The organism is Vibrio zhanjiangensis (assembly GCF_030161235.1).
Taxonomy (GTDB): domain Bacteria; phylum Pseudomonadota; class Gammaproteobacteria; order Enterobacterales; family Vibrionaceae; genus Vibrio; species Vibrio zhanjiangensis.
Genome location: NZ_BSPW01000089.1, coordinates 1 through 24,073 on the forward strand (window position 1 = coordinate 1; position 24,073 = coordinate 24,073).

General features: G+C 42.1%; 24 protein-coding genes. 8 read left to right on the plus strand and 16 right to left on the minus strand.

The window, feature by feature from the left end; genetic code table 11:
• Positions 1–114 precede the first annotated feature (114 nt).
• Entirely contained in the window at positions 115–1,608 is a 1,494-nt protein-coding gene (locus tag QQK21_RS19200) for an FAD-binding oxidoreductase (protein WP_284193786.1), read from the plus strand.
• Positions 1,605–2,198 (plus strand): hypothetical protein, encoded by a 594-nt coding sequence (locus QQK21_RS19205; protein WP_284193787.1) that lies wholly within the window; start codon positions 1,605–1,607, stop codon positions 2,196–2,198. Before QQK21_RS19200 ends, QQK21_RS19205 begins: the two co-directional genes overlap by 4 nt.
• A 70-nt stretch (positions 2,199–2,268) precedes the next feature.
• Here QQK21_RS19205 and QQK21_RS19210 read toward each other — a convergent pair whose 3' ends face one another.
• A complete protein-coding gene (locus QQK21_RS19210; protein WP_284193788.1) occupies positions 2,269–3,342 on the minus strand; it encodes a M23 family metallopeptidase in 1,074 nt (357 codons plus the stop codon).
• Between the two features lie 185 nt (positions 3,343–3,527).
• Complete coding sequence (locus tag QQK21_RS19215) at positions 3,528–5,417, minus strand: methyl-accepting chemotaxis protein (protein WP_284193789.1); 1,890 nt, start codon at positions 5,415–5,417, stop codon at positions 3,528–3,530.
• Positions 5,418–5,684: 267 nt separating this feature from the next.
• Here QQK21_RS19215 and cobB point away from each other — a divergent pair, with 267 nt between their 5' ends.
• Positions 5,685–6,404, plus strand: coding sequence for a Sir2 family NAD+-dependent deacetylase (gene cobB / locus QQK21_RS19220; RefSeq protein WP_284193790.1), 720 nt, complete (start codon positions 5,685–5,687; stop codon positions 6,402–6,404).
• A 72-nt stretch (positions 6,405–6,476) separates the two neighbouring features.
• On the opposite strand, the gene QQK21_RS19225 is transcribed toward cobB, so the two are convergent.
• From QQK21_RS19225 to potA, 4 genes are all read right to left on the minus strand, one after another.
• Complete coding sequence (locus QQK21_RS19225; protein ID WP_284193791.1) at positions 6,477–7,514, minus strand: extracellular solute-binding protein; 1,038 nt, start codon at positions 7,512–7,514, stop codon at positions 6,477–6,479.
• Positions 7,515–7,814: 300 nt separating this feature from the next.
• Entirely contained in the window at positions 7,815–8,579 is a 765-nt protein-coding gene (gene potC / locus QQK21_RS19230) for a spermidine/putrescine ABC transporter permease PotC (RefSeq protein ID WP_284193792.1), read from the minus strand.
• Positions 8,579–9,436, minus strand: a complete 858-nt coding sequence (potB, locus tag QQK21_RS19235; protein WP_284193816.1) for a spermidine/putrescine ABC transporter permease PotB — start codon at positions 9,434–9,436, stop codon at positions 8,579–8,581. Before potB ends, potC begins: the two co-directional genes overlap by 1 nt.
• The gene (gene potA / locus QQK21_RS19240; protein ID WP_284193793.1) at positions 9,420–10,538 is read right to left on the minus strand and encodes a spermidine/putrescine ABC transporter ATP-binding protein PotA; all 1,119 of its coding nucleotides are present in this window, start codon (positions 10,536–10,538) and stop codon (positions 9,420–9,422) included. The genes potB and potA overlap by 17 nt, the downstream gene beginning before the upstream one ends.
• Before the next feature lie 378 nt (positions 10,539–10,916).
• Here potA and QQK21_RS19245 point away from each other — a divergent pair, with 378 nt between their 5' ends.
• The 4 genes from QQK21_RS19245 to ttcA all read left to right on the plus strand — a co-directional run bounded on the left by QQK21_RS19245 (position 10,917) and on the right by ttcA (position 14,269).
• Positions 10,917–11,720: a DUF2189 domain-containing protein gene (locus QQK21_RS19245; RefSeq protein WP_284193794.1), complete on the plus strand. Its 804-nt coding sequence runs from the start codon at positions 10,917–10,919 to the stop codon at positions 11,718–11,720.
• A complete protein-coding gene (locus tag QQK21_RS19250; protein WP_284193795.1) occupies positions 11,689–12,540 on the plus strand; it encodes a glucosaminidase domain-containing protein in 852 nt (283 codons plus the stop codon). The genes QQK21_RS19245 and QQK21_RS19250 overlap by 32 nt, the downstream gene beginning before the upstream one ends.
• 13 nt (positions 12,541–12,553) lie before the next feature.
• Positions 12,554–13,213: a DUF2987 domain-containing protein gene (locus QQK21_RS19255; RefSeq protein WP_431313146.1), complete on the plus strand. Its 660-nt coding sequence runs from the start codon at positions 12,554–12,556 to the stop codon at positions 13,211–13,213.
• 162 nt (positions 13,214–13,375) lie between these two features.
• Positions 13,376–14,269 carry a tRNA 2-thiocytidine(32) synthetase TtcA gene (gene ttcA / locus QQK21_RS19260; RefSeq protein WP_284193797.1) on the plus strand — a complete coding sequence of 298 codons (894 nt, stop codon included), beginning with the start codon at positions 13,376–13,378 and terminating at the stop codon, positions 14,267–14,269.
• Between the two features lie 174 nt (positions 14,270–14,443).
• Here the strand turns inward: ttcA and uspE are convergent, their stop codons facing one another.
• The 10 genes from uspE to ccoN form a co-directional block, all read right to left on the minus strand.
• The gene (gene uspE, locus QQK21_RS19265) at positions 14,444–15,397 is read right to left on the minus strand and encodes a universal stress protein UspE (protein ID WP_284193798.1); all 954 of its coding nucleotides are present in this window, start codon (positions 15,395–15,397) and stop codon (positions 14,444–14,446) included.
• A gap of 130 nt (positions 15,398–15,527) precedes the next feature.
• Complete coding sequence (gene fnr / locus QQK21_RS19270) at positions 15,528–16,277, minus strand: fumarate/nitrate reduction transcriptional regulator Fnr (protein WP_284193799.1); 750 nt, start codon at positions 16,275–16,277, stop codon at positions 15,528–15,530.
• 91 nt (positions 16,278–16,368) lie between these two features.
• Positions 16,369–17,040 carry a sulfite exporter TauE/SafE family protein gene (locus tag QQK21_RS19275; protein WP_284193800.1) on the minus strand — a complete coding sequence of 224 codons (672 nt, stop codon included), beginning with the start codon at positions 17,038–17,040 and terminating at the stop codon, positions 16,369–16,371.
• A complete protein-coding gene (gene ccoS / locus QQK21_RS19280; RefSeq protein ID WP_284193801.1) occupies positions 17,037–17,201 on the minus strand; it encodes a cbb3-type cytochrome oxidase assembly protein CcoS in 165 nt (54 codons plus the stop codon). Before ccoS ends, QQK21_RS19275 begins: the two co-directional genes overlap by 4 nt.
• 1 nt (position 17,202) lies before the next feature.
• The gene (locus tag QQK21_RS19285; RefSeq protein ID WP_284193817.1) at positions 17,203–19,572 is read right to left on the minus strand and encodes a heavy metal translocating P-type ATPase; all 2,370 of its coding nucleotides are present in this window, start codon (positions 19,570–19,572) and stop codon (positions 17,203–17,205) included.
• Positions 19,573–19,576: 4 nt separating this feature from the next.
• Positions 19,577–20,056: a FixH family protein gene (locus tag QQK21_RS19290; protein ID WP_284193802.1), complete on the minus strand. Its 480-nt coding sequence runs from the start codon at positions 20,054–20,056 to the stop codon at positions 19,577–19,579.
• 83 nt (positions 20,057–20,139) lie between these two features.
• Entirely contained in the window at positions 20,140–21,126 is a 987-nt protein-coding gene (gene ccoP / locus QQK21_RS19295; RefSeq protein WP_284193803.1) for a cytochrome-c oxidase, cbb3-type subunit III, read from the minus strand.
• On the minus strand, positions 21,123–21,299 hold the full coding sequence (locus QQK21_RS19300) for a cbb3-type cytochrome oxidase subunit 3 (RefSeq protein WP_284193804.1): 177 nt from the start codon (positions 21,297–21,299) through the stop codon (positions 21,123–21,125). The genes ccoP and QQK21_RS19300 overlap by 4 nt, the downstream gene beginning before the upstream one ends.
• 14 nt (positions 21,300–21,313) lie before the next feature.
• Complete coding sequence (ccoO, locus tag QQK21_RS19305) at positions 21,314–21,934, minus strand: cytochrome-c oxidase, cbb3-type subunit II (protein WP_284193805.1); 621 nt, start codon at positions 21,932–21,934, stop codon at positions 21,314–21,316.
• Between the two features lie 13 nt (positions 21,935–21,947).
• Positions 21,948–23,375, minus strand: a complete 1,428-nt coding sequence (gene ccoN, locus QQK21_RS19310; protein WP_284193806.1) for a cytochrome-c oxidase, cbb3-type subunit I — start codon at positions 23,373–23,375, stop codon at positions 21,948–21,950.
• Between the two features lie 257 nt (positions 23,376–23,632).
• Between ccoN and QQK21_RS19315 the strand changes: the two genes are divergently transcribed.
• Positions 23,633–23,995: a PH domain-containing protein gene (locus QQK21_RS19315; protein WP_284193807.1), complete on the plus strand. Its 363-nt coding sequence runs from the start codon at positions 23,633–23,635 to the stop codon at positions 23,993–23,995.
• Positions 23,996–24,073 lie beyond the last annotated feature (78 nt).

The following is a 24,073-nucleotide window of genomic DNA, read 5'->3' on the forward strand; positions in this document are numbered from 1 at the left end:
TTGGAGGTTTGATCTTATGATTCGGGCTAAACGATTAGAATGCGGTGTTTATGATGCGCTTACGAACAAGAAGTTCATAGTGGTCTCGGTACTCACTCGCGTATTATTTCTGACGTGTTCAAGCCTAAAAATGACCTACAACTTAAGCAATTTATCGAACAAGCTTTTTTAAAAAAACAACCATTTTATCCAATAAGTAAAGGAAATAATTGGGGATATGGTTACAGAGCGCCAGCAATGGATGGTGGTATTTTGTTGGACCTAAGTGATATGAATCGCATTCTGAATTTTGATGAGGAACTCGGAGTCGTCGAAATAGAGCCCGGAGTTACACAAGGTCAACTATCTGAATACCTAAAACACACAAATTGGATGTTAGATTGTACTGGTGCTGGGCCAGATACAAGTATTGTGGGAAATATATTGGAGCGAGGTTTTGGCCATGGTCCTACAGGCAATCGTAGTCGGCACTTCGCCATTAGTGAGTTGATTCTATCTACTGGGGAGGTGTTTAAACTCAGCCGTAGTGTTCGTTATTGTGGTCGGGCTGGTTTGTCTGCCAACCTTCACGAATTATTTACTCAAAACAATATTGCTGTTGTAAGCAAAATGAAGTTCGAATTGATGCTGAGGCCGCAATCTAGCTTGCGATGCTTGGTTCGTCTTAGATCCTCGAATGATCTGGTGGAATACATTGAAATAGTGCGACAACTCAAAGCGGAAGGCAGCATTGACGGCTTACCTCACTTAGGTAACCGTTATCGTATATTGACCATGATGGAACGATTTAACTTTGATAAATGGGATCCGTCCTCTGGAGTCAGTGATAACGACATAGCGCCACTCTGCAAGAAACATGGTATTACACCTTGGTCGGGCGCTTTTTTAATCTCGGGCACTAAACAAGTTGCGAAAGAAAAGGCAAAACGAGTTAAGACGCTTTTAAAAACCATTGCTCAAGTCAATATTGTAAACTTTGAAAATCTTCGTCGAGTGAATACCGTAGCGGCAAAGGCTGGCAAGTTGTTGGGTCGAATTGAAATCTATCGGCGTCTACAACATAGCCTCGACGATTTCACCCAAATGATGGATATGTTTGAAGGGAACCCCAAAGACTTAGCGCTCAAAGGATGCTATTGGCGCTATAACGGAGATATTCCACAAAAGATGGACCCAGTGAGTGATGGAGCGGGTTTTTTTTGGATAGCCCCAGCTCTACCAATGCTTGGTGATGAAGTGGAAAAGTGCATGCGATTAACTAAGCAAGCATTTGATAAAGCGGGTTTTGAGTTTGGCGTGACCATAACAGCTGTTAGTGCTCATATGTGTCAGGCAATAATAAGTATTTACTACGATGCAAGTAACTTGGAAGAAGTCGAGAAAGCGACAGATTTAAGGCGGAAGTTGAGTGCTCTTTACCAACGTCATCAATGGCCTTGCTATCGACGTGCTGTGGACGAAATGCCTTTTGACGTTGGTGGTGAATTGGAACCTGATGCATTAACCCTACGTAGCAGAATCAAGGTTGCACTGGACACTGATAATATGTTGGCTCCGGGACGTTACCAAATGGATATACCGGCTGCAAGAAAGGGGGGGAGGTTATGAAATTAAGGCTAAGAACTCTCTCAACAGATCATGAAATGTTTGAATTTGCACAGCGCTATCAAGCAGTATCGGGTAACTGTATTACGCCTGAAGAGCTAACACGTCGAACCCATGTTGATGCATTTTTTGATTCCAATGGCAAAATGTGCGCAGGCTTTACGACTAATAGTGAGCAACCTCTTATCTATTTATCAGATCTACCAGAAGAAATGTCTCATCATGCATTGTATGACTCAGTGAGTGACATTGTCGAAGGTGGAAGCATATGGGTAGACAGTGCTCTAAACGATTTTGAACGAGGCTATGTGTTTATTCGCGCGAGTTGGAGGGCATTTACCATGAAGAAACGCATTTTCATGGGAGGGGCGAGAAACCCGAAGGTTGCTAAACGCCAAAAGTTCATCTTTCGTAAGGTTTTGTTTGAAGGAAAAACGGATAGGTTTGAGTATTTGTGTATTCTTTATTGTGGGCGAAAATACATATTGGTTCAGATTGGGCTGTTTATTTTGAGGTATTGGATTTCTCAGCCGATTAATAATTGGCTCAGCAGTCTACGAAATGCCACGACTGCATTAATATCGAGACTGTAAAGTGTAAAAAATAGCCGCGTTACTCGTCTGAACGCGGCCTAGTTTACATACTCAACAAATCTACATTCAGTTATGGATTATCGATGCGAGACCAAAAACACCTTTTACTGTTGTTTCTGCTATCCAACATCCATGTATAGTTACAGTTGTTGTCGTAGTTGTACCTTCCAACATCAATGCGGTAAGGCCCAAGAGATAGATCTTGTAGTGACTGGAAGCGTCCATTAAAGAGTACAGAGAAATGTAAATGCGGTCCTGTAGAAGATCCTCCCTGACAAAGAGCAACATTCCTTTGACTCGCGTATGTGCCAATCCTGTCATTTTTATTTACCGAAGCGCCATTTTGAACACTTATTCCATCCATATGGTAATAGTTTGTTGACCATCCATCGGGGTGAGTGATTCTTACCTGACACCTAGAGAACACAGAAACACGGCCATCATGTGCTGCAGCGACGCTGTAGGTTTGGCCTCCCCAGTTTGGCCAGTCATAAGAGACATCAACAGATGATAAAGGAGATCCTGAACCAGTATGTGAGTGTGGACCATTTGGTATCCAATTGAAGCCTAATCGCCACGGCCATTGCATATTTGGTCGCTGAGCAGTGGTTTTACTTTCAGAGCTGTTAGGCTCACCAAACCATTGGGTATAAAAATTCACCCATTGTGTCCATGAAGTATCGGCGTTGAGCGATGATGAAATCGAGTAGGCGACGGTGTCATCATTAGATAGGTTTTGACTAATGCCATGATAAAATAGCTGAGATAGACGGTTAGCGATAAGTTTGATATCAAGCTTATATTCTGCAATATTGTCTTCTGTCGCTTCAGACTCAGGGGACCAGCCAGAGTTAATTGCTAAGGTAGTCAATACAATTCTGGGGTCGACACCCATGGCGCCACTCCAATGTAATAGATCTTCCTCCAAGGTTAACCACTCAGTATGGTCAAAAAAGTACATCTGCATATCGAAAGGATGTGCAATTGGACGATAGACAAAATTATCTTCAGAAATAAATTGTCGGTTATTCAATGACCTGATACGATCTTTATCGATGACACCGAGATCAATCGTTGGCATAAGTGAATGAGCAAAGCTTTGTATACTCCATAACAAAGCCAGTATTTGCAGTAGTATTTTCATGTTTTCTCCAGTCAACTGTTTTGGACAAGTCCTTACGACTAACCACCGTGCCGACAGCAGATTTCTAACCACATAAACTGCTTATAGTCTTTACTACTTCTTCGTATGACCTGCATCTGTGTACCACTAAAACGTGGTGTTTAACCAGCCAATCAAGGCCAGAATCTATAAAATTCGATGGAGGACTAATATTTGAATTGTGCGACGATTTTCTCTAGCTTTTGACTGACATGTGAGACTTGCTCACTGCATTGAACGGACCCAGAGACAATTTGATGAGTGTTCCCAGCTAACTGAGCAATTTCTGTAATGTTACGATCAATTTCAGCAGAGACCATGGACTGTTCTTCTGAGGCTGTGGCTATTTGTGTGTACATGTCGGACATTTCACTAATTCTATTGCACATGGCGTCAATCGCTGAAACAACCATATGCGTTGTTTCTTTTGTATTGTCTGCCATTTCTATGCTGGATGCCATTTGAGCCACAGTATCTTGTATACCTGATGTTAACTCTTTAATGGTCGTTTCTATTTGATGAGTGGAGTTATTGGTCATCAGAGAAAGCTGTCGAACTTCATCGGCTACAACAGAGAAACCTCGGCCATATTCGCCTGCACGTGCTGCTTCAATCGCTGCATTTAAGGCGAGGAGGTTTGTTTGTTCAGCTATATTTTGAATAGCAATTATAACTTGGTTAATCTCTTTGCTTTGCTCTGCAAGTCTCATGATAAGAGTTTGTGAATCGGAAATATTTGATGATAAGGATTGTATACGTTCGCTTGTCGAATGAGTGACGTTGAGTGCTTCTTTTGCCTCTTTCTTCATTATTTCGGCATTGCTCGCTGCACACTCTATATTGGAGGTGATTTCATTACTCGTCATAACAAGTTCATTAATGGCAGTAGCAACAGACTCAGATTGAACTTTTTGTTGTTCGGCGTTACCCATACTTTGAAGAGCACTTGTTTTGGAATTGGCAGAACTTTCACTAAGAACAGACATTACTTTGGCTACGTCTTGAATGTTGGCGTGTAACTGAGAAATGAATTTATCAAATGAATTGGCTAATTGAGCTAACTCGTCGTCCCCCTTCGCGTTCATTCGGACGGTAAGATCGCCATCGCCACTGGCGATATCTTTCATAAGGGTGTTAATTGCAGCTATGGGGTTTAGGATGCTGCGACCAATGATAAATAAAAGTACAGAAAGTAATACAACGATTGTACAGCCAAAAATTATTAGCTGCGTGCGAATTTGGTCTGATCTTAGTTCAATTACATCACTTATCTCGGTTTGAAGTTGTTGAATACTACTTTCAACACTGTGCACATTTTTTCGTAGTTTTCCTCGTAAGCCGATATTTTCTGAATGACCTAAAAGTTTTGTGGCACTGATTAAACTTTCAACATCTTGTTGGTATTGCTCCAGAGCGGGTTTTAGTATATTCGGTATGTGCTCGCTGGTTGAAAATCGGTAAACGGCATCGGATAGCGCCTCTCCAGTTTCATTCGTAGAATTAGCGAGATATTGGTAGTCTTTTTCCAGCAACTCCAGAAGTTCTACTTCGAGACCAAAGCTATCATGGACGGATGCGGCGATTTTTAATTTTTTCCGTGACCTTTCCAATTGCGCTTTATGGCTATCCGAAAATTGGTCCCCTTCGATTTTATTGACTTGATTAACCAATAAATGGAATTGCTGTCGGTACTGATCTAACGCATCAGCAATCTGGGTTGTTTTTTGTTCCAAATGAAGGTTGTGAAATTTTAGTAAATTATTCAGATTTAGGAATCGTTGAGACAGCTCTTCGAAGACGCTATCGAATTGTTGAAGATACTTCATATCCTTTCTAGCCAAAAAATCCTTTTCGTAACGGCGTAACATCAATAAGTCGACGGACGCTTGCAAGTTTTCAGCAGCCGCATGTTCTAGAGATTCAAAGTGTGAAAAACTATATTGCTCATAAAAAGCGTATAAACCGACACATACTAACAAGGTAAGATTGATCAAAAGTAACTTAGCGTGGATTGACAACGTAAAAGAAAGTGGCCTTTTGCTTGATGATTCTTCCATTCCAAATTCTCCATTAGGCAAAAGATTACAATTGACAACTGATATAAATATTATTTCTTATTGAATGCAAGCATTAAAGAAATAGCACCAAATAGAGACTTTGCAAGTTGCGCGAAGAAAGAGCACTCGAACCTTCAACAAATCCGTATGAGTTCACAGAAAAGTGATGGAATTAGGTAACCATAGACGATCGTCTAAGCCAGTTTTGTTATGAAGCTGACGCAGTGATGGTAAGCTAAAGCGCAACAAGTAACAAAGGAATGCTGGATGAACTTTCCCTATAAAAATATCGTGGTACTAACAGGAGCTGGTATATCAGCAGAGTCAGGAATCCGTACTTTCAGAGCTCAAGATGGTTTATGGGAGGACCACCATATAGAGGATGTTGCGACACCGGAAGGTTTTGCTCGTAATCCCGAATTGGTTCAGAACTTTTATAACCAGCGCCGGGCAACACTTCAAGAGGATTGGGTAAAGCCCAATCCAGCCCATATAGCTTTGGGGCGTTTAGAAAAAGAACTCAAGGGCAAGTTAACTATTATCACCCAAAACATAGACAATTTACATGAACGAGGTGGCAGCAAAAATGTCATCCACATGCACGGCGAACTTTTAAAAGCGAGATGTACTGAGTCCAATCAGACAGTGAACGAAATGGGTGACATCCACACTGGAGACTTGTGTCATTGCTGTCAATTCCCCGCTCAGATGCGACCGCATATTGTTTGGTTTGGTGAGATGCCATTAAGAATGGGGGAAATATATGAATCGCTAGAGCATGCCGACTTATTTGTATCGATCGGTACATCTGGTGTGGTTTATCCTGCTGCAGGGTTTGTTCATGATGCCAAGATGAATGGAGCACATACTGTAGAAATCAATCTTGAACCGAGTGCGGTTGAAAGTGAATTCGCTGAAAAACGATACGGGAAAGCGAGTATAGAGGTACCAAAATTAGTTGATGAGTTACTCACAGACCTTAAATAATATTAGGCTAGGGACTGATATTAAAAAAAGCGGCATAAGCCGCTTTTTAGTCACTAATGCTCCAAGAGAGTGTTAGTTACCGACTTTTAACTTTTGGAAATATTCGTCGTAAATAACGCTTGCTTCACCGACACCATCAGTCCAGGTTCCGCTGTCCATCACTGATTGAGGTGGAAAGATCCTAGGATCGTTGGCAAATTTCTTGGGTAGTAATTTATGAGCGGCAGCAACAGGTGTTGGGTAACCTATTTCAAGTGCTATCTTGGCGGCATTTTCAGGACGAATAAGGAAGTCTATCATCTTGTGTGCAGCGTCGACATTTTTGGCACCTGAAGGAATCGATAGGCTATCCATCCATAGTACTGCGCCTTTTTCTGGCCAGATAATGTCAATTGGTGCGCCTTCTTGACGAGCCATGTAGGCTGAGCCATTCCAGAGCATACCAAGCGAAACTTCGCCAGCTAAGTATGGGTTCGCTGGGAAGTCAGAGTTAAACACTAACACGTTTGGCATAAGTTTCTTCAACTCTTGATACGCCGCTTCAATCTCTTTACGGTCAGTTGTATTTGGAGAGTAACCCAATTTAGTCAGCGCGATATGGAACACTTCTCTTGCGTCATCCATCAGCATTAGCTGACCTTCCCATTTACGGTCCCACAAATCATCCCATTTTGTGATGCCAGATTTGTCAAGCATATCGGAATTGATGCCAATGCCTGTTGCACCCCAGATATAAGGGATAGAGTAACTGTTGTTAGGGTCAAAAGGCTTGTTTAAGAAGTTGCTATCAAGGCCGTCATAGTTGGATAATTTCTTATGATCGATTTCCTGCAGCATGCCTTCTTTGCGCATTTTTGAGACAAAATAAGTCGAGGGAACGACGATATCGTAACCTGACCCTTGTGTTTTGAGCTTGGCATACATGCTCTCATTTGACTCATATGTAGAGTAGATAACTTTGATACCCGTTTCTTTGGTAAAGTCTTCTAGTACTTCATTGGGAATGTACTCAGACCAGTTATAGAAGTAGAGTTCCTTGTCTGCCGCCATTACTGGGGATGCAATTAATGACGCGGCGCATAAAGCGCTAGTAAACAATGTATTTTTCATTTTTATAAGTATTGCCTTTGAGTAATTTGCCTAGTTGGCGTTTGAGTGAAATTAAGCCTTTAAGTAGAGTCGATTGAAGACAATCTTCCCGGCCAAGGATTATATCAGCCAAATTGAAAAATAGGCATAAAATGATTCCAATTTATGAGAAATATAGATAATTTTTGTCTATGAAGAATAAGTCAATGACGGTTTAGCCAACGTCATTGACTTAGGCTTTTTAAGCGTAGTATTGAATTGAATATATTGAATTTTTATAAAGGTACTGAGTAGACAGATATGTCTACTCAGTGGTCTAAATTACTTTTGTCTTGCGAGTAGCTGAGACATGGTTACTAATATAAGTGAGAGCGCTAGCATTATCGTCGCTAAGGCATTTACTTCCGGCGAAATACCGACTTTAACCATGGAGTATATTTTTAAAGGTAGTATTTCGTAAGTTGGGCCGGTGACGAATGAGCTGATAATGACGTCATCCAGTGAAAGGGTAAAGCTTAGCAGCCAACCACCAGCAACAGCAGGCTTGGCAAGAGGAAGCAGGATTTGTTTGAGTATGACCCACTCATTCGCGCCCAGATCTTTTGCCGCCTCAAGCATTTTGACATCAAACCCATTTAATCGACTGTATACAGTTACTACGACAAACGGTAAGCAAAATGTTATGTGGGAAGCCAGCAAAGTGAAGAAACCAAGTTGAGCGCTAAAAAATAAAAACAGTGCTAATAAGGATATAGCCATCACAATGTCAGGTGACATCATCACAACAAACAATAATCCATTGACTAACGTTTTCCCTTTGAATGAGTAGCGAAAGAGTGCGACAGCAGTCAGGCTACCGATAATAGTCGCGGCTGTTGCCGAAAAAATGGCAACGTTGAATGAATGCCAAGCCGCTTGCACTAAGCTATCGTTGTGTATGAGTGCCTGATACCAATGTGTTGTAAAGCCACCCCATTTCATACCATATTTGTTGGAATTAAAAGAGTTGATTATCAAAATAACAATCGGTAAATAGAGGAATGTGTAAATAAGGCTGATGAAACCGAATCTAATACTTTTTGCCATTAGTTTAGCTCCACTTTTCTATTTAATAGTTTACCTGCACGGTAATAGGCATAAAGCATTATTGCCATTGCAATAGTGAGTGAAATACTGGTTGCTGCACCGAATGGCCAATCCCTGGCATTTAGCACTTGGCTTTTAATGACATTACCAATCAATAAGTTTTTCGCACCGCCAAGTAAATCGGAAATATAAAACATCCCGAGAGCAGGAAGCAGCACTAACAAACAGCCACCAATGATTCCAGGCATGGTGAGAGGCAAAATAACTTTGGTAAATGTGTGAAACTTATTTGCCCCCAAATCTCTAGCAGCCTCTATATAGGTTGCATCTAATTTTTCAATTGTCGAATAGAGAGGGAGAATCATAAATGGCAGTAATATGTACACCAGACCTATCATGACTGCTGTCTCTGTATACATTATACGCAGCGGTTTATCTATGATCTCAAGAGCCAGTAAAGACTTATTGAGAACGCCTTGCGTGCCAAGCACTATCTTCAAACCGTAAGTTCGAATTAAAGAGTTCGTCCAAAATGGCACAATGACCAAAAATAGCATCACTGGACGTAGGTTTACCGGCATTTTCGCCATGATGTAGGCAAATGGATAGCCGACAAGCAGACACAGTATAGTAGCAACAATGGCCATGTAAAATGAATGCCACATGACCTTGGCATAAAGCGGGTCAAGCAGGCGGGTATAGTTATCGAACGTCAATGTGAGTTCAATCAGGTTTGATTCATCGCGTGTAAGAAAACTTGTGCCGACAATCATAATATTGGGTATAAGCACGAATAATGCTAACCAGCCAACAACAAGCAGGACGATCGCGTTTTGAAGGTTAAGTTTCCTGTTCATCATCAAGGACGACCTCCCAGCTGTCAACCCAAGTTATGGCGACTTTTTGCCCTATAGAATGGTCTACGTCAGGGTCGTCTTCATTAAAAAATTCGCTTACCATGACTCGCATACCTGACGTAAGTTGCACGACTGAATCTAAAGTCATGCCTTTATAAGTACGTTCGGTAATGCGACCAACAATTCCTTTTTGCTCTAACTCGTCGATTTCTTCAATGCGAAGATCTTCCGGGCGCAAAAGAACTTTGAGCTTATCCCCTTTTTTTGCTGAAGACTTTTCGTAACAAACAACAGATTCAATGCCTTCTATCGTTGCAAGGATGCGTTTGTCATCCAAACGTTCAATTATAGTTGCTTCAAACACATTGATCTCACCGATAAAGCGGGCGACAAACAAGTTCTTAGGCTCTTCGTAGATTTCTTTGGGTGAGCCATCTTGCTCTATAACGCCATCTCGCAGCACAATGATGCGATCTGACATTGATAATGCTTCTTCTTGATCATGAGTAACAAAGATAAAGGTAATGCCTAATTGTCGTTGGAGCTGCTTTAGCTCCACTTGCATCTGCTTACGCAGCTTATAGTCGAGCGCGGATAGGGACTCATCAAGTAGAAGAACTTTGGGCTTATTGACAACAGCTCGAGCAATAGCTATCCGCTGCTGCTGTCCTCCAGACAATTGGTGGGGCTTGCGCTGTGCCAAATTTTCTAGACGAACCATCTTTAGTGCGTCAATCACTCTGGAGTCAATATCAGCAGAAGGCACTTTCTGCATTCTCAGGCCGAATGCAACATTGTCGTAAACCGTCATGTGAGGAAATAGGGCATAACTTTGAAAAACAGTATTGACGTGTCTTTGTTCTGCGGGAGTGTGAGTGACATCCAAGTGATCTAGGATGATACTTCCTTCATCAGCATCCTCAAACCCTGCAATCATTCTAAGCACAGTGGTTTTTCCACATCCAGAAGGGCCTAATATGGTAAGGAATTCGCCATGATTAACGTCTAGGTCAAGATTTTTGATGATTCGTTTACCATCGAAACTTTTGCTGATCCCGCGTAGATGAATGACGGGCTGTGTTTCAAGAGGTTTATTGTTCAACGTCTGTTTTTCTCCCTATGCTCAACAGAAATTATCTAGTAGTTACAAAAGTTAGAGGCGCGCATAATAATCACCCATAATATGAAATCAAAGTGTTTTCTCACATTTAATTGCTAAAATTTGTCAGGGGTAGTCACCATGCCAGACAATACTCTAGCTATGAATACGCAGCGTTGGCCTATGGAAAATGGATTAATCATTAACACCGGACATGGTTAGTGGTTGATTATCAATCATTTGGTTTTTAAATCAAGCGCATAAGGAAAATTAGACTGTGGATAGACTAAGGTTTCGGTATAATGCTCTAAACTTATAATCAAACTGACATTTATCGGCAAGCTCGTATATTCAGGTGTTAGCTAAGTACTGGAAACACGAATGAACAATGGTATAGAAAAAGAATTTAATTTGGGCGGAAGTGTTGAACGAGCACTTTCAGGAAATTATGAGCTCAAAGCGAGCGCCGTTCTCAAAGAAGCGTGGGGACATACGATAAAACATTTTTTGTCTTTTTCGCCCAGCATCATTTTATTGGTAGTCGCTCAAGTTGTGATTTTTTACGTAGCACTTAAATTACAAATTGGTGACTTATCAGTTGTTGTCGAGCTGTTTACTAACCCAGAGAGTATCGATCCCAACATCGTTCAGGCGTTTTTTGTTGCCAATTTTAGCTACGAAGTTGTAAGTGCACCGCTTGTTGCCAGTGTGAACTTAATGGCCATGAGTCATGCGGCTGGTTTATCAACAAAAACGCACTTCATTACCAAAGGCTTACAATTTACAATACCTGTTATTATTGCCACCATCGTCATTCTGGTCATGCAAATGATTGCTGGAATGATTTTGCCATTCTTGTCTATGTATGCCTCACTCGCATTTAGTAACGCTATTCTGCTGATTTGTGAGAAACAAATCTCCCCAATCCAATCTTTATTGCTATCCTTACGAGCAGTTAATAAAAAGATTTTTGTCTTAATCGGAATATACTTAACGATTGTCCTATTGTTCTTTGCTGGGGCTGCTTTTTACGGCTTGGGTTTAATCTTAGTTATTCCTTTTTATTTTCATGTTAAGGGTATTATTTACAGAGAAATGTTTGGTATCAGACTTAAAATTGTGACAACCAATGGGCCAAGCGATGAGGATGATAATGACAACAATTCACAAGTGTTCAATGCTTAAAGGCGAATTTATTACGATTGCTATTGCTGGTCTGATTGCTGGCAGCGGCTTTTATGATTACGAAAAGCGCCATCAGCCTAAAAGTGCGCACACGGAGCTTGTTACTCAACAGTTAAATAGTCATGGCTATTCTATTGGAAAAGCCCCCGATTTTGCCTCCATTCAAAATACAACGGCAAAAAAACAAGCTTTCTTTGACTATTTACGCCCAGGTATTGCGTTCGAAAATCAACGTGTTCTGATTGAACGCAGTCGACTTGATGCTATCAGAGAAGATTTTCTTGCTGGTAAGGTTTCAAACCAAGATCGTGAATACGCCAGGATACTTGCTAAGCGATATCGGGTGGAACTTGATTCATCGGGCATTAATCAGCAATGGCTTGAGCAGATACTTCATCGTGTTGATGTGATTCCAGAAGCTCTAGTGTTGGTTCAAGGAGCCAATGAATCAGCTTGGGGGACCTCTCGTTTTGCGATTGAGGCAAACAACTATTTTGGACAATGGTGTTATACCAGTGGGTGCGGGGTGGTGCCATTGCAAAGAGGAGATGGTATGACGCATGAGGTGGCAAAATTCGATTCTGTCCAACAATCTATCGAAGGTTATTTCATGAATGTTAACCGAAATAAAGCTTATGAGGAATTGCGTGAAATACGCTATCAACGCCACCTTCGAGGAGAAAGCCTTATAGATATAGAGGCCGCTATGGCACTTACACAAGGTCTACTCAAATATTCCGAAAGGGGTGAGGACTATGTCAAGGACTTGCAGGCAATGATCAGGCACAATCAAACCTTCTGGAAGGACAACCAACAATAAGTTATTCACTGACATGAACAAATTATCCCATACCCTCCTTGTTGGGGGCCTTATGTCGTCTATTGCATTTATGACGCAAGCTCAAGAATACATGTTTACCTACTCAAAGTTATTCTCTCACTTGAAACAAAATGTAAAGCAAGGTCATGAAGACGTGAAAGTCGGCCTTTTTTTTCTCAATGCTGACACGAAGAAAAATTGTGTTATACAAAAAGCGTGGATGGAGAAAGAACAGCATTATGAAGAGCTAAAAACCACGCGTTATAATGAATTGCTCCTTCCTCTGGACGACAATCTAAAATCAGCCAATCCTTTAGTCTTTGTAAGAACACCACAAGACCAGCGCTGTGATTTTTCCATGGTTGTTATGACCAAGCAGCCGCTTAAAGGTACGGTTTCCTATACAGAGGTAGAAATGCTATTGCCCCAAATGCAAGTGATGCTCGAAGATTTGGGAGGAATGTTTGCCAGTTGGTTTACACCAGATGTCGAAGGCGTTACCTTGGAGTTTCAAGGTCTAGTGGATGGTCAGGTTGAGTTTTCCAATGGCAAGACTAAGCCTATCGTGAATGGCAAAGCGCAAGTCGCTTTGTCTGATATTGGTCAAGGGGGAAGTATGATTCTTCCTCAAGAGACGAGTAGAGTCTTACCTTATTTGCCCCGAGCTGACTAGTTCTTGATTACTTATACCTCGCAGGAGCAAGTCCGTCATCATTGACTTGCTCTTATATGAGTACAGATAAGCATTTCATACCGATAGAAAAGTACGTATAATCTTGCCCCCTAGCATCAGCATAGATATTTGATAGCTGTGATAGCTATTTGTGAGTGGGTAATGAGTCAATTAGATACAAGAAAAGAAACGCTAGAATATAACAAGCTTCAGAAGCGTCTTAGACGTAATGTTGGTAATGCTATTACGGATTACAACATGGTAGAAGATGGCGATGTTGTCATGGCATGCATTAGTGGAGGAAAAGACTCTTTTGCGATGCTTGATATCCTGTTGCAGTTACAAAAGTCCGCACCAATAAAGTTTGAAGTTATTGCTGTCAACTTAGATCAAAAGCAACCGGGTTTTCCAGAGCATATTCTGCCGAATTATTTTGAGACGCTAGGCATTCCTTACTATATCGTTGATAAAGATACATATTCAGTTGTGAAAGAAAAGATTCCAGAAGGCAAAACGACTTGTGGCCTTTGTTCACGACTACGCCGTGGTACTTTGTATTCGTTTGCTGAAAAGATAGGTGCTACCAAGATTGCTCTTGGCCATCACATGGATGATATCGTTGAAACTCTCTTTCTCAATATGTTTCATGGTGCTCGGTTAAAAGCCATGCCCCCCAAATTGCGTTCAGATGATGGGCGTAACGTAGTCATTCGCCCTCTCACCTATTGTCGCGAAAAAGACTTGGTTAAGTACGCAGAACACAAAGAATTTCCCATTATCCCTTGTAACCTTTGTGGCTCACAAGAAAAGCTAGAACGTAAGGCGGTTAAAGCTATGCTTGTTGAGTGGGACCATAAAACACCGGGTAGGGTAGAGAAAGTATTTAAATCTATTCAGAACGTGAGTCCTAGCCAGCTTGCTGATAGAGAATTATTTGATTTTGTTAATCTTCCTTTGGCACGAGAGGGAGAGCGAGATGAATATGAGTTTACTGAAGCGACCGTTTCCTCGACCAATATAGATGAATCCTTATTTATCGATGTAACAAATATCTAGAGTATTTGATAACTTACAGACTGACTGTGTTTAGATTATAATGGCTTCACCATATTTTTAGATCCGCAATCTGAATTCACAGTTCTGGAACGGTTTGTTTATTGAAGCTAAAAGGCTTACGTAAGCAAAAATATAACGAGATAAGGCCACTCGAATGATGAGTGGCCTTATCAATTAAGCGCCTGTTTTAGGGTCAAGTGGGCTTATATAGCCTCTGGGTTTAAGCGCTAAGACGTCGCAGTTGATTTTGTCAATGACGTGCTCGGCCGTATTACCGATAAAAACAGCGGATAAGCCTGTACGACCTGTTGTTCCGACAATGACCATTGCCGCATTCAATTTTTCAGCATACTCAGGGATAACATCTTCTGGTAAACCTTGCGCTACAACGGTTTGCTGTTCATCGTATCCGTGCTTTTGCCGTAAAGCTTTCATAGCAGTAAGGTGGTGACCCCGTACTGCATCTGTGTATGTGGTTGGGTCAAATTCCGGTAACTCAATGGTGATATTCGCGGGCGTCATAGGATAGGCGTTAACTAAGTAGGGCTTAGCGCCTAAGCGCTCACTTAGGCTATCTAATTGTTCTACCATACTATCGTTAAGCCCCAGATGAGTTTCATTCTCAGAGCCTACATGAACCGATGCAAGTATACTTGCGTTTTCCGGCCAATTAGAATTTTTCACCAGCAATACCGGCAGAGGGCATTTACGTAACAAATGCCAATCGGTGGGCGTGAAAATAACTGACTCTAGGACGTCATGTTTGCGAGTGCCTTTAATTACAATATCATGGCTTCCCGCAAAGGTCTCAGCAATAATCGCCTCATATGGGCGGTTGTGCCACACGACCTTAACGTCAAAATCAACATTGTCATTAGTCTCAATGTAAGGTTTGGCAACTTTATGCATCCACTGCTCACGTTGGCCGATTACGCCCATACGCATAGCATTACGTTCATCAACAGAAAGCATCGATGTCATATCGTATGAAAAGTCATAGATGGATAAAAAGAAACACACTTTACTACGAGAACGACTTTTAGCCGCAAGCTGCATGGCCCGAGCCAAAGCAGGCTGTTCTTCTTTGTTTATGTCGGCAACAACCAGTATTTTATTGTAGATACTCATAGTAACTCCTTAAGTGTAGGGAGAGTTATATGATTACTGTAGCTCAGCTAGGTGAAGATTATTAGCAAAAGAAGTGGATAGCACGCAAAAATATGACGCAGCTCAGTTTTGAGCTACGTCATTGAACTTATTAGGATTCTGAAGAAACTCCAGCGAGTTCCATCAGAGTGTCGTGATCTAGGATAGTGATATATTTACCTTTTACACTCAACATCTCTGACTTTTGAAAACGGCCGAGTAGGCGAGAGATGGTTTCAACAGTCAATCCAAGGTAGTTACCAATATCTCCCCTTGTCATAGTAAGGCGAAACTCTCTTGGGCTAAAACCGCGTTGAGAAAATCTCGTTGATAGATTATACAAAAATGCGGCTAAACGTTCTTCGGCGTTCTTTTTAGAAAGCAACAGTATCATGTCTTGGTCGCCTTTGATCTCGCTACTCATTAAACGCATGATCTGCTGACGTAGTTTAGGCATTTTTCCTGACAGGTCATCAAGCGTTTCATAAGGAATTTCACATACCATAGATGTTTCTAACGCTTGAGCAAAGCTGGGATGAGAATCTTCGGTAATCGCATCAAATCCGACTAGGTCACCAGCTAGATGGAAAGCGGTAATCTGCTCGTCACCTTGCTCGGTAATTGTGTAGCTCTTGATTGTTCCTGAACGGATAGCATACAGAGACTTAAGTTCATCTCCAGCCTTGAACAATTCTTGGCCTTTTTGAATCGGTCGTTTTCGCTCAATTATTTGATCGAGTTGGTCTAACTCATTTTCATTGAGTGTGAAAGGAATGCACAATTGACTGATACTGCAGTCTTGACAATGAATTGCACACCCACCAGATTGGATACGTTTTGTTGCAGGCTTTTCAGGAATCATAACAAACATTCACAAATTGATATACATCAATATTTTAGCACTCATTTGAGTGAAAAGGTAGTAGAAAAAAGCTACAGAAAACAAGACGATATTAACTTGCTGATAATAAGGTTATTGTTTGGTGTAGTGTGTAAATCCCGTAGGCAAGAATTGCGATAGCACCAGCTTGGCGAAATACGTTTGATTGCTTGAGTTTGTTTAGATAGGTTGCCCCAAAGCCAACAAGCAGCATGGCAGGGAATGTGCCAAGACCAAATGCCAACATGATAAAGGCGCCATTTACTGCGCTTCCGGATACGGCGGCCCAAGTTAATATGGAATAGACTAAGCCGCATGGCAGCCATCCCCAAATAAAACCAAAAGGTAGGGCATAAAGTGGAGATTTTAATGGTAGAAAGGCTTGCCCAGCAGGAGCGATATACTTCCACAGATTTTGACCAAAGCGCTCGATATAGACCAAGCCGTGCCACCAGCGGCCTATATAGAGGGCGAGGAGTATCATAAACAACGCGGCAACGATTCGTAACCAACTTAATGCTTGATTAATTGCACTAAACTCTGCGATTGAGGATATAGCCCCCCCGATGACAGCTCCGATCACGCAATAACTAATCAGTCTGCCTAGATTGTATAGAATGGGTATTGAAATGGAGTGGTTTGATGAATTTGTACTGAGTAATGAGGCTATACCACCGCACATGCCCATACAGTGGGCAGCACCTACAATACCAATGAAAAATGCGCCTATCCAATCAGGTGTCATTTAGGGTCATTCTCATTTTTTTCTTCGTCTTCGAATAAAATACTATGACCTTGTCGTTCCAAATCCTCAAACTGCTCACTTTTTACTGCCCAGATAAAAATGGCTATCGCGATACAGACGAGAACAATTGCGATTGGAATTAGGATATAAAGGCTTTCCATTTTACTGCCCTTTAAGCAAACGAAGAGAATTGGATACTACTATAATAGAGCTTGCCGACATACCAACAACTGCAAAATAAGGTGCAACAAAACCGGCAACGGCGAGAGGCAGAATTAATGCATTGTAGCCAAGTGACCAAGCAAGATTTTGCCGAATAATACTACGTGTGTGGATAGCCAATTCTCTTGCCGCTAATATTCTATCCAACTTATCACCCAAAAGCACCATATCCGCGGAGGCCTTTGCTGCATCCGTTCCTCCCCCCATTGCAACAGATAAATGGGCACCTGCTAGTGTCGGGGCATCATTAATACCATCTCCGATCATCATAGTGATCTTACTCTGGTTAAGGCGATTTAAATAATTTAGTTTGTCCTCAGGCTTTGCCTGCGCGACAACATTTTCAATGCCAATTTCGTTTGCAACTAACTTTGCATTTAGGTCGGAATCGCCGGTAAGAAGGGTGACCGAAATTCCGGCTTGTTTAAAGCGTTCAATGAAAGCCTTCGATTCTGCACGAATGGGATCTTGAAAGGAGAAAGTAGCAACATGTTTATCTTCAATGGATAAATACACTTGATTGGCTTGTGTCGCTTGAACAGCATTTAGAACGAAGGATGCGCTGCCTATTTTGACACATTTACCTTGGTATTTTCCAATTAACCCTGCGCCTATGATATTTTCGACATCTGATACTTGCACGTTGGGGTCTTGATACGTATCAAATGCTCTCGCAATCGGATGGTTTGCATGAGACTCAAGCGACGATGCAATGGCTGCCACTTGTGTTTTAGAAAGATCCGATAAGGTATGAATATGACTAATAATGATATTGCCGTGAGTTAAAGTGCCCGTTTTATCGACGACAAGATGATCAACTTTGCATAATGTCTCGAACACATGTCCCTTACGAAGAAGTATACCGAGGTGACCTAGCTTGGAGGTCGCACATGTCAGAGCTGTTGGTGTAGCAAGTGATAGCGCACATGGACAGGTGGCAACCAATACAGACAACATGATCCAAAACGCATCCTCAGGTTGAACCTGATGCCAATATACCCAAGTACATCCAGCTATGAAGAGAATGGTGGCAACAAAGTAGCGAGCAACCACGTCTGCTAGCTGTGCAATCCGAGGTTTAGATAGCTGAGCCTCATCTTGGAGTCTTATAATACTTGAGATCATGGAGTCTGTTTTTGTTGATGTGACATTAAGCTCAAACGACTCATCACCATTTAAAGTGCCTGCGTAGACATGGTCATTGATCCCTTTTACGACAGGAACCGATTCGCCAGTCAACATGGATTCATCGATATGCACTCTGCCGCAAATGATAGTCCCATCGGATGGGATATGCTCTCCGGGCAAAACGCGAATCTTGTCACCCACTTCAAGCGTTTTTACAGGAACTTGTTTCCCGTCCAAGAGCGTTGCCATCGCTGGAATAAGCTTGAGCAAATTACCACTTGCTGCAGCCGCCTTTCTTCTTGCTCTCATTTCAAGGAATCGACCAAGGAGCAAGAAAAAGGCAAACATGGAGATAGACTCGAAAAAAACCTCCCCAGTTTCTGTAACCGTGGCGATAAGGCTTGATATATAGGCAAATATCATCGCCAGAGAAACGGGGACATCCATACCTAATGTTTTGCTTTGAATACTGCGCCAAGCATTGAGATAAAAAGGTAATGCAGAATAAAGCATTACGGGTGTAGCAAAAATCAAACTGACCCAACGGAAGTAACTTTTGAACTCGGGTTCTAAATCGCCAAACACTTCAAGATATAGTGCCACAGCCAACATCATCACTTGCATCGTTGCAAGTCCTGCAATACCCAATCGATATAGGTACTGTTTCATCTGCTGGTGATATATGGCTTCTTGTTTATCAGCTTCAAATGGGGCCGCTGTATAGCCTAATTTATGTATGACAGAAAGTAAGGTGCTTAACTTAACTTGGGTTTTATCCCAAGTTAATATAGCTCTGTGGGTTGTCGTGTTAACCCTGATTGATACAACACCTTTTTGCATCGAAACTTGCTTTTCAATTAACCAAGCACAGGCGGCACATGATACTCCGTCGAGTGACAGTGTCACTTCAAAAAGATTATCTTTACACCTTACAAATTCAGACTGTACGTCTTTGTTGTCGTAGTGAATGAGAGTCTGAAGTTGTTCTGGTACTAAATCTGCTTTTTGTGCCGGAGCAGTGCGATACTGATAATAAGACACTAAACCACTGCCGATAATAGTCTGAGCAACGCTTTGACAACCAGGGCAGCACATGGCTCTCTGTTCACCTAATATTTCAACGTTAAAATTGGTGAATTCCGGTACTTTTTCTCCGCAATGATAACATGCCTTGGGGAGGATTTGATTATTTTGAGAGTTCAACGTTTGCCTCTGTGGGAAATGTAACTCGTCCTTGGATAAGCCATTGTTCATCATGTGGTGTTAATTCAATAAACCAAGGCCCTTGAAGGGGAGTATCAAGGGTGAGTCGATATTGACCAGCAGCATCGGAAGTGACTAATTTTGTAAAATCTCGGTCAGGTAACGTTCTATGGGCAAATAAGGCAGTCACAGCTGGAAAGTGTTCCAATTGGCCTTTTTTCAGGGTAATAAGGATATCTTCATTGTCTGAGGAGACAGTCGCCGACAATCCAAGCTCTTTCGCGACGTTAATTTTAGAAATATCGATATTGATGCCTTTACCTTTTTTATAGTAATCCTCAGTGACAAGAGAAACTGAATTGTTCGAAAAAACAATCACGGTAATAATTGTCCATACTACGACAGTCATTGGTAGTATAATTAAGAACCAGGGCCAAAACTGCTTATACCAAGGCTTTACCATAAAAAAAGTCTCATATATTTGAATAAGATAAGGTTTAATGTATAAGAAAGGCAGCCCCTTAAAAAGGGGCTGTAATTGAAAGTTTACTCTTTGTCTGAATCTGAATTACTTAGACTCCAAACATAAGAGGCAACGAGTTGGATTTTATCCTCACCGAGAATGTCCTTCCATGCAGGCATTACCCCAGAACGTCCATTCATTAGCGTTTCCGTTACGTCAGCACGAGATCCACCGTATAACCATATTTGGTCGGTTAGGTTTGGCGCACCCACCGCAGGGTTACCCTTACCGTCTGTACCATGACAAGCTGCACAAACCACAAACCGTGCTTTGCCTGCTTCAGCTTCCCGAGCATTGACTGAACGACCAGATAGGCTAAGGGTGTAGCTAACGACCTCTTTTATGCCTTGTTCACCGAGTGCAGCTTTCCAAGATGGCATTTGACCTACACGTCCGTGAAGAAGAGTCGTCACAATGGCTTCAGGTTCACCGCCATATAACCAGTCATCATCGGTTAGGTTAGGGAAGCCTTTTTGCCCTCTTGCATCTGAACCATGGCACTGAGAGCAGTTTTGCAAAAATAGACTTTGGCCGACCTTCAGAGCCTCTTTGTCTGCAGCAATCTCAGGAACAGGACGCAAAGATGCACCATCTTCTGAATACGCAAGGCGTCTGAATGCTTTTCCAAAGTATGCATCCGCATCGTCTAACTCCTTAGCATATTGCACAAGATGTTTATTCTTTTGCGCTTCAGCTATCGACGCTTTAGATTCCGCTAAAGAGGTAACGGTTTGGTCTGAACTTTGCCAGCCAAGCAAACCTTTGAAGCTGCCCATACCCGGATAAAGTGTAAAGTACACAGCAGCGAACAAAAATGTCCCTGCAAACAGATACGTCCACCATTTAGGTAGCGGATTATTTAATTCACGAATTCCATCGTATTCGTGGCCCATATCTGCGCCTTCTTCAACGCCCATTCTATCTTTAAGGCACCAAATCAAAATCGCAGCACAGCCTACTAATGTGCCGACTGTAATTATAATTATCCAAAGACTCCAAAATGTCGTCATTGCTTAGTCACTCCTTGTTCTTTTGAGGGTGTTTGCTTTTCATCAGCAAAAACAAGGTTTGCAGCTTCATCAAAGCGGGCTTTACGACTTTTTCCAAATGCCCACCAAACTACACCTATAAAGCATATGAACAGCACTATGGTCCAAATACCGTGAATAGTACCTATATCCATAATTTCACCCCGTCTTACTTCATTGCGTGACCAAGAGATTGAAGGTAGGCAATGATGGCATCCATCTCTGTTTTACCTTCGACATCTTTAGACGCGTTTGCGATTTGTTCATCTGTGTATGGAACGCCGAATTGGTCACGGAAGATTGTCATTTTCTTCTGAGTGTACTTACCGTCAAGCACATTATCAGCTAACCACGGGAAGCCAGGCATATTAGACTCGGGAACCAGTTCACGAGGGTCGGTAAGATGCACTCGGTGCCACTCGTCTGAGTAACGACCACCCACGCGAGCTAAATCTGGTCCTGTACGCTTTGAACCCCATAAGAAAGGGTGTTCCCATACACTTTCGCCAGCAATAGAATAATGGCCGTAGCGTTCGGTTTCAGAGCGAAATGGGCGAACCATCTGGCTATGACACACGTTACATCCTTCACGGATGTAGATATCACGTCCTTCAAGCTGAAGAGCTGTGTATGGACGCAAATTCTCGACCGGTTCTGTAGTTTGCTTTTGGAATATAAGTGGTGTGATTTCCACAAGCGCACCCAAGCTGATTGCAAACACTATAAGAATCGCGAGGAGACCGACATTGCGTTCAACAATTTCGTGGCGATTGCTAGAATTAGAACTCATTCTTTTCATCTCCTTATGCTGGGTGTGGGACAGCTTTTAGGCTATCTTTTGGCGCAGATACAGTTTTGTACGTGTTGTATGCCATGAGTAGCATTCCTGATAGGAATATAGCGCCACCAAGGAAACGTACAAAATAGAACGGGTATGATGCCTGCACTGACTCAACGAAACTGTAGGTTAATGTGCCATCAGAGTTTACAGCACGCCACATCAAGCCTTGCATAACACCTGAAATCCACATAGCAACGATATAAAGAACGGTACCAATAGTTGCTAGCCAGAAATGGGCGTTAATTAAACTTACAGAATACATACGTTCTTGACCAAATAGTCGAGGAACTAAGTGGTATACGGAACCAATAGATACCATCGCCACCCAGCCTAATGCACCAGAGTGAACGTGACCTATAGTCCAGTCTGTGTAATGGGATAGGGCATTTACTGTTTTTATCGACATCATTGGACCTTCGAAAGTAGACATACCGTAGAAGGAAAGCGATACGATTAGGAACCTGAGTATCGGGTCGTAACGTAGCTTATGCCAAGCGCCTGACAGTGTCATAATACCATTTATCATACCACCCCAAGAAGGAGCAAACAGGACCAAAGACATCACCATACCGATAGACTGTGTCCAATCGGGTAGTGCAGTGTAGTGCAGGTGGTGAGGACCAGCCCAGATGTACAAGGAGACAAGTGCCCAAAAGTGAACGATTGAAAGGCGGTAAGAATAAACAGGACGTTCAGCTTGTTTGGGAACAAAATAGTACATCATACCGAGGAAACCAGCGGTAAGGAGGAAACCCACGGCATTGTGTCCATACCACCACTGAACCATTGCGTCTACGGCACCAGAATAGATGGAATAGGATTTACCGAGTGATACGGGAATGGCCATACTGTTGACAATATGAAGGACGGCAACCGTGATGATGAAGGCTCCAAAGAACCAGTTTGCCACATAAATGTGAGATGTTTTTCGTTTCACGAGTGTCCCGAAGAACACGACGGCGTATGAAACCCACACTAGCGCGATTAAAATATCGATTGGCCATTCTAGCTCAGCGTATTCTTTACTCGTGGTTATCCCCAAGGGTAAAGTTATGGCGGCTGATAAAATGACGGCTTGCCAACCCCAAAAGGTGAAGGCGACAAGAGGACCACCGAATAGACGAGTTTGGCAGGTACGCTGAACAACATAATAGGATGTTGCGAACAGAGCACTGGTACCAAACGCAAAAATAACCGCATTAGTATGCAGAGGACGTAAACGACTGTACGTCAACCACGGCGTATCAAAGTTTAGCTGTGGCCAAACTAATTGAGCGGCAATCAAAACACCAACGCCCATACCGACAATGCCCCATAAAATTGTTACTAGGGTAAATTGACGGACGACCGTATAGTTGTAGTTTTGTTCAAGCTGCTTTTCTTGGCTCATTTGCATGCTTCCAATTTTCTAATTAACTACACTTTACTTCCAACACGACTCATGTCGTAATGCCACCCAAATCATCGAGAAAGTTACCACTAAACAACTGGTTAAACTTCCTTGTGGATTTTGAAAAAAGTGGCATTTTCAGCCGGCAACTATACTGCATTTAGTATATCAATGACAGTCTAGTAACCTTACACTTGGTCTGGTATTGACCTTTTATTTTAAAACTTTGAAGTTTGTTACACGGAGAAGACTACCGCATGGCAGCCGAAAAACTTACCCTTGGTCGTTTTGCCCAAATTATCATCATGTTAACCCTTTTGGTTGCAGCGTTTACATGGCGCACATTGGACTATGTCGAACCGGATAAACTCGAGTGCAATTTAACCCCAAAGTGTACGGTTAATATTAATGATAGTTCTCTAATAGCGTATTTAGAAGGAGAGACATTAATTGTCTCTAAACCAGTTGGTGAGTGGACGATGATAAGTCAGGACCCATCGTTGGTTGTTGAGACTGACAATGAACGCTGGAAGGTACATATTTCGGCGCAGCAAGCTTTTGAATTTTATTTCAAAACCCCAAATACTGATAACCCATTAAAAGTATCTTTTCGACGTTAAATTTTAAAGTCATTTATCTTTACTTACGCAACGTTTACTGAAAGATAGAATATTGAATTAATCTCAGGTCCTTACCTG

Bases quoted from the DNA above. Each gene is read 5' to 3' on its own strand.
- QQK21_RS19205 (WP_284193787.1), top strand. From the start codon at position 1,605: ATGAAATTAAGGCTAAGAACTCTCTCAACAGATCATGAAATGTTTGAA.
- QQK21_RS19210 (WP_284193788.1), bottom strand. From the start codon at position 3,342: ATGAAAATACTACTGCAAATACTGGCTTTGTTATGGAGTATACAAAGC.
- QQK21_RS19215 (WP_284193789.1), bottom strand. From the start codon at position 5,417: ATGGAAGAATCATCAAGCAAAAGGCCACTTTCTTTTACGTTGTCAATC.
- cobB (WP_284193790.1), top strand. From the start codon at position 5,685: ATGAACTTTCCCTATAAAAATATCGTGGTACTAACAGGAGCTGGTATA.
- QQK21_RS19225 (WP_284193791.1), bottom strand. From the start codon at position 7,514: ATGAAAAATACATTGTTTACTAGCGCTTTATGCGCCGCGTCATTAATT.
- potC (WP_284193792.1), bottom strand. From the start codon at position 8,579: ATGGCAAAAAGTATTAGATTCGGTTTCATCAGCCTTATTTACACATTC.
- potB (WP_284193816.1), bottom strand. From the start codon at position 9,436: ATGAACAGGAAACTTAACCTTCAAAACGCGATCGTCCTGCTTGTTGTT.
- QQK21_RS19245 (WP_284193794.1), top strand. From the start codon at position 10,917: ATGAACAATGGTATAGAAAAAGAATTTAATTTGGGCGGAAGTGTTGAA.
- QQK21_RS19250 (WP_284193795.1), top strand. From the start codon at position 11,689: ATGACAACAATTCACAAGTGTTCAATGCTTAAAGGCGAATTTATTACG.
- QQK21_RS19255 (WP_431313146.1), top strand. From the start codon at position 12,554: ATGAACAAATTATCCCATACCCTCCTTGTTGGGGGCCTTATGTCGTCT.
- ttcA (WP_284193797.1), top strand. From the start codon at position 13,376: ATGAGTCAATTAGATACAAGAAAAGAAACGCTAGAATATAACAAGCTT.
- uspE (WP_284193798.1), bottom strand. From the start codon at position 15,397: ATGAGTATCTACAATAAAATACTGGTTGTTGCCGACATAAACAAAGAA.
- fnr (WP_284193799.1), bottom strand. From the start codon at position 16,277: ATGATTCCTGAAAAGCCTGCAACAAAACGTATCCAATCTGGTGGGTGT.
- QQK21_RS19275 (WP_284193800.1), bottom strand. From the start codon at position 17,040: ATGACACCTGATTGGATAGGCGCATTTTTCATTGGTATTGTAGGTGCT.
- ccoS (WP_284193801.1), bottom strand. From the start codon at position 17,201: ATGGAAAGCCTTTATATCCTAATTCCAATCGCAATTGTTCTCGTCTGT.
- QQK21_RS19290 (WP_284193802.1), bottom strand. From the start codon at position 20,056: ATGGTAAAGCCTTGGTATAAGCAGTTTTGGCCCTGGTTCTTAATTATA.
- ccoP (WP_284193803.1), bottom strand. From the start codon at position 21,126: ATGACGACATTTTGGAGTCTTTGGATAATTATAATTACAGTCGGCACA.
- QQK21_RS19300 (WP_284193804.1), bottom strand. From the start codon at position 21,299: ATGGATATAGGTACTATTCACGGTATTTGGACCATAGTGCTGTTCATA.
- ccoO (WP_284193805.1), bottom strand. From the start codon at position 21,934: ATGAGTTCTAATTCTAGCAATCGCCACGAAATTGTTGAACGCAATGTC.
- ccoN (WP_284193806.1), bottom strand. From the start codon at position 23,375: ATGAGCCAAGAAAAGCAGCTTGAACAAAACTACAACTATACGGTCGTC.
- QQK21_RS19315 (WP_284193807.1), top strand. From the start codon at position 23,633: ATGGCAGCCGAAAAACTTACCCTTGGTCGTTTTGCCCAAATTATCATC.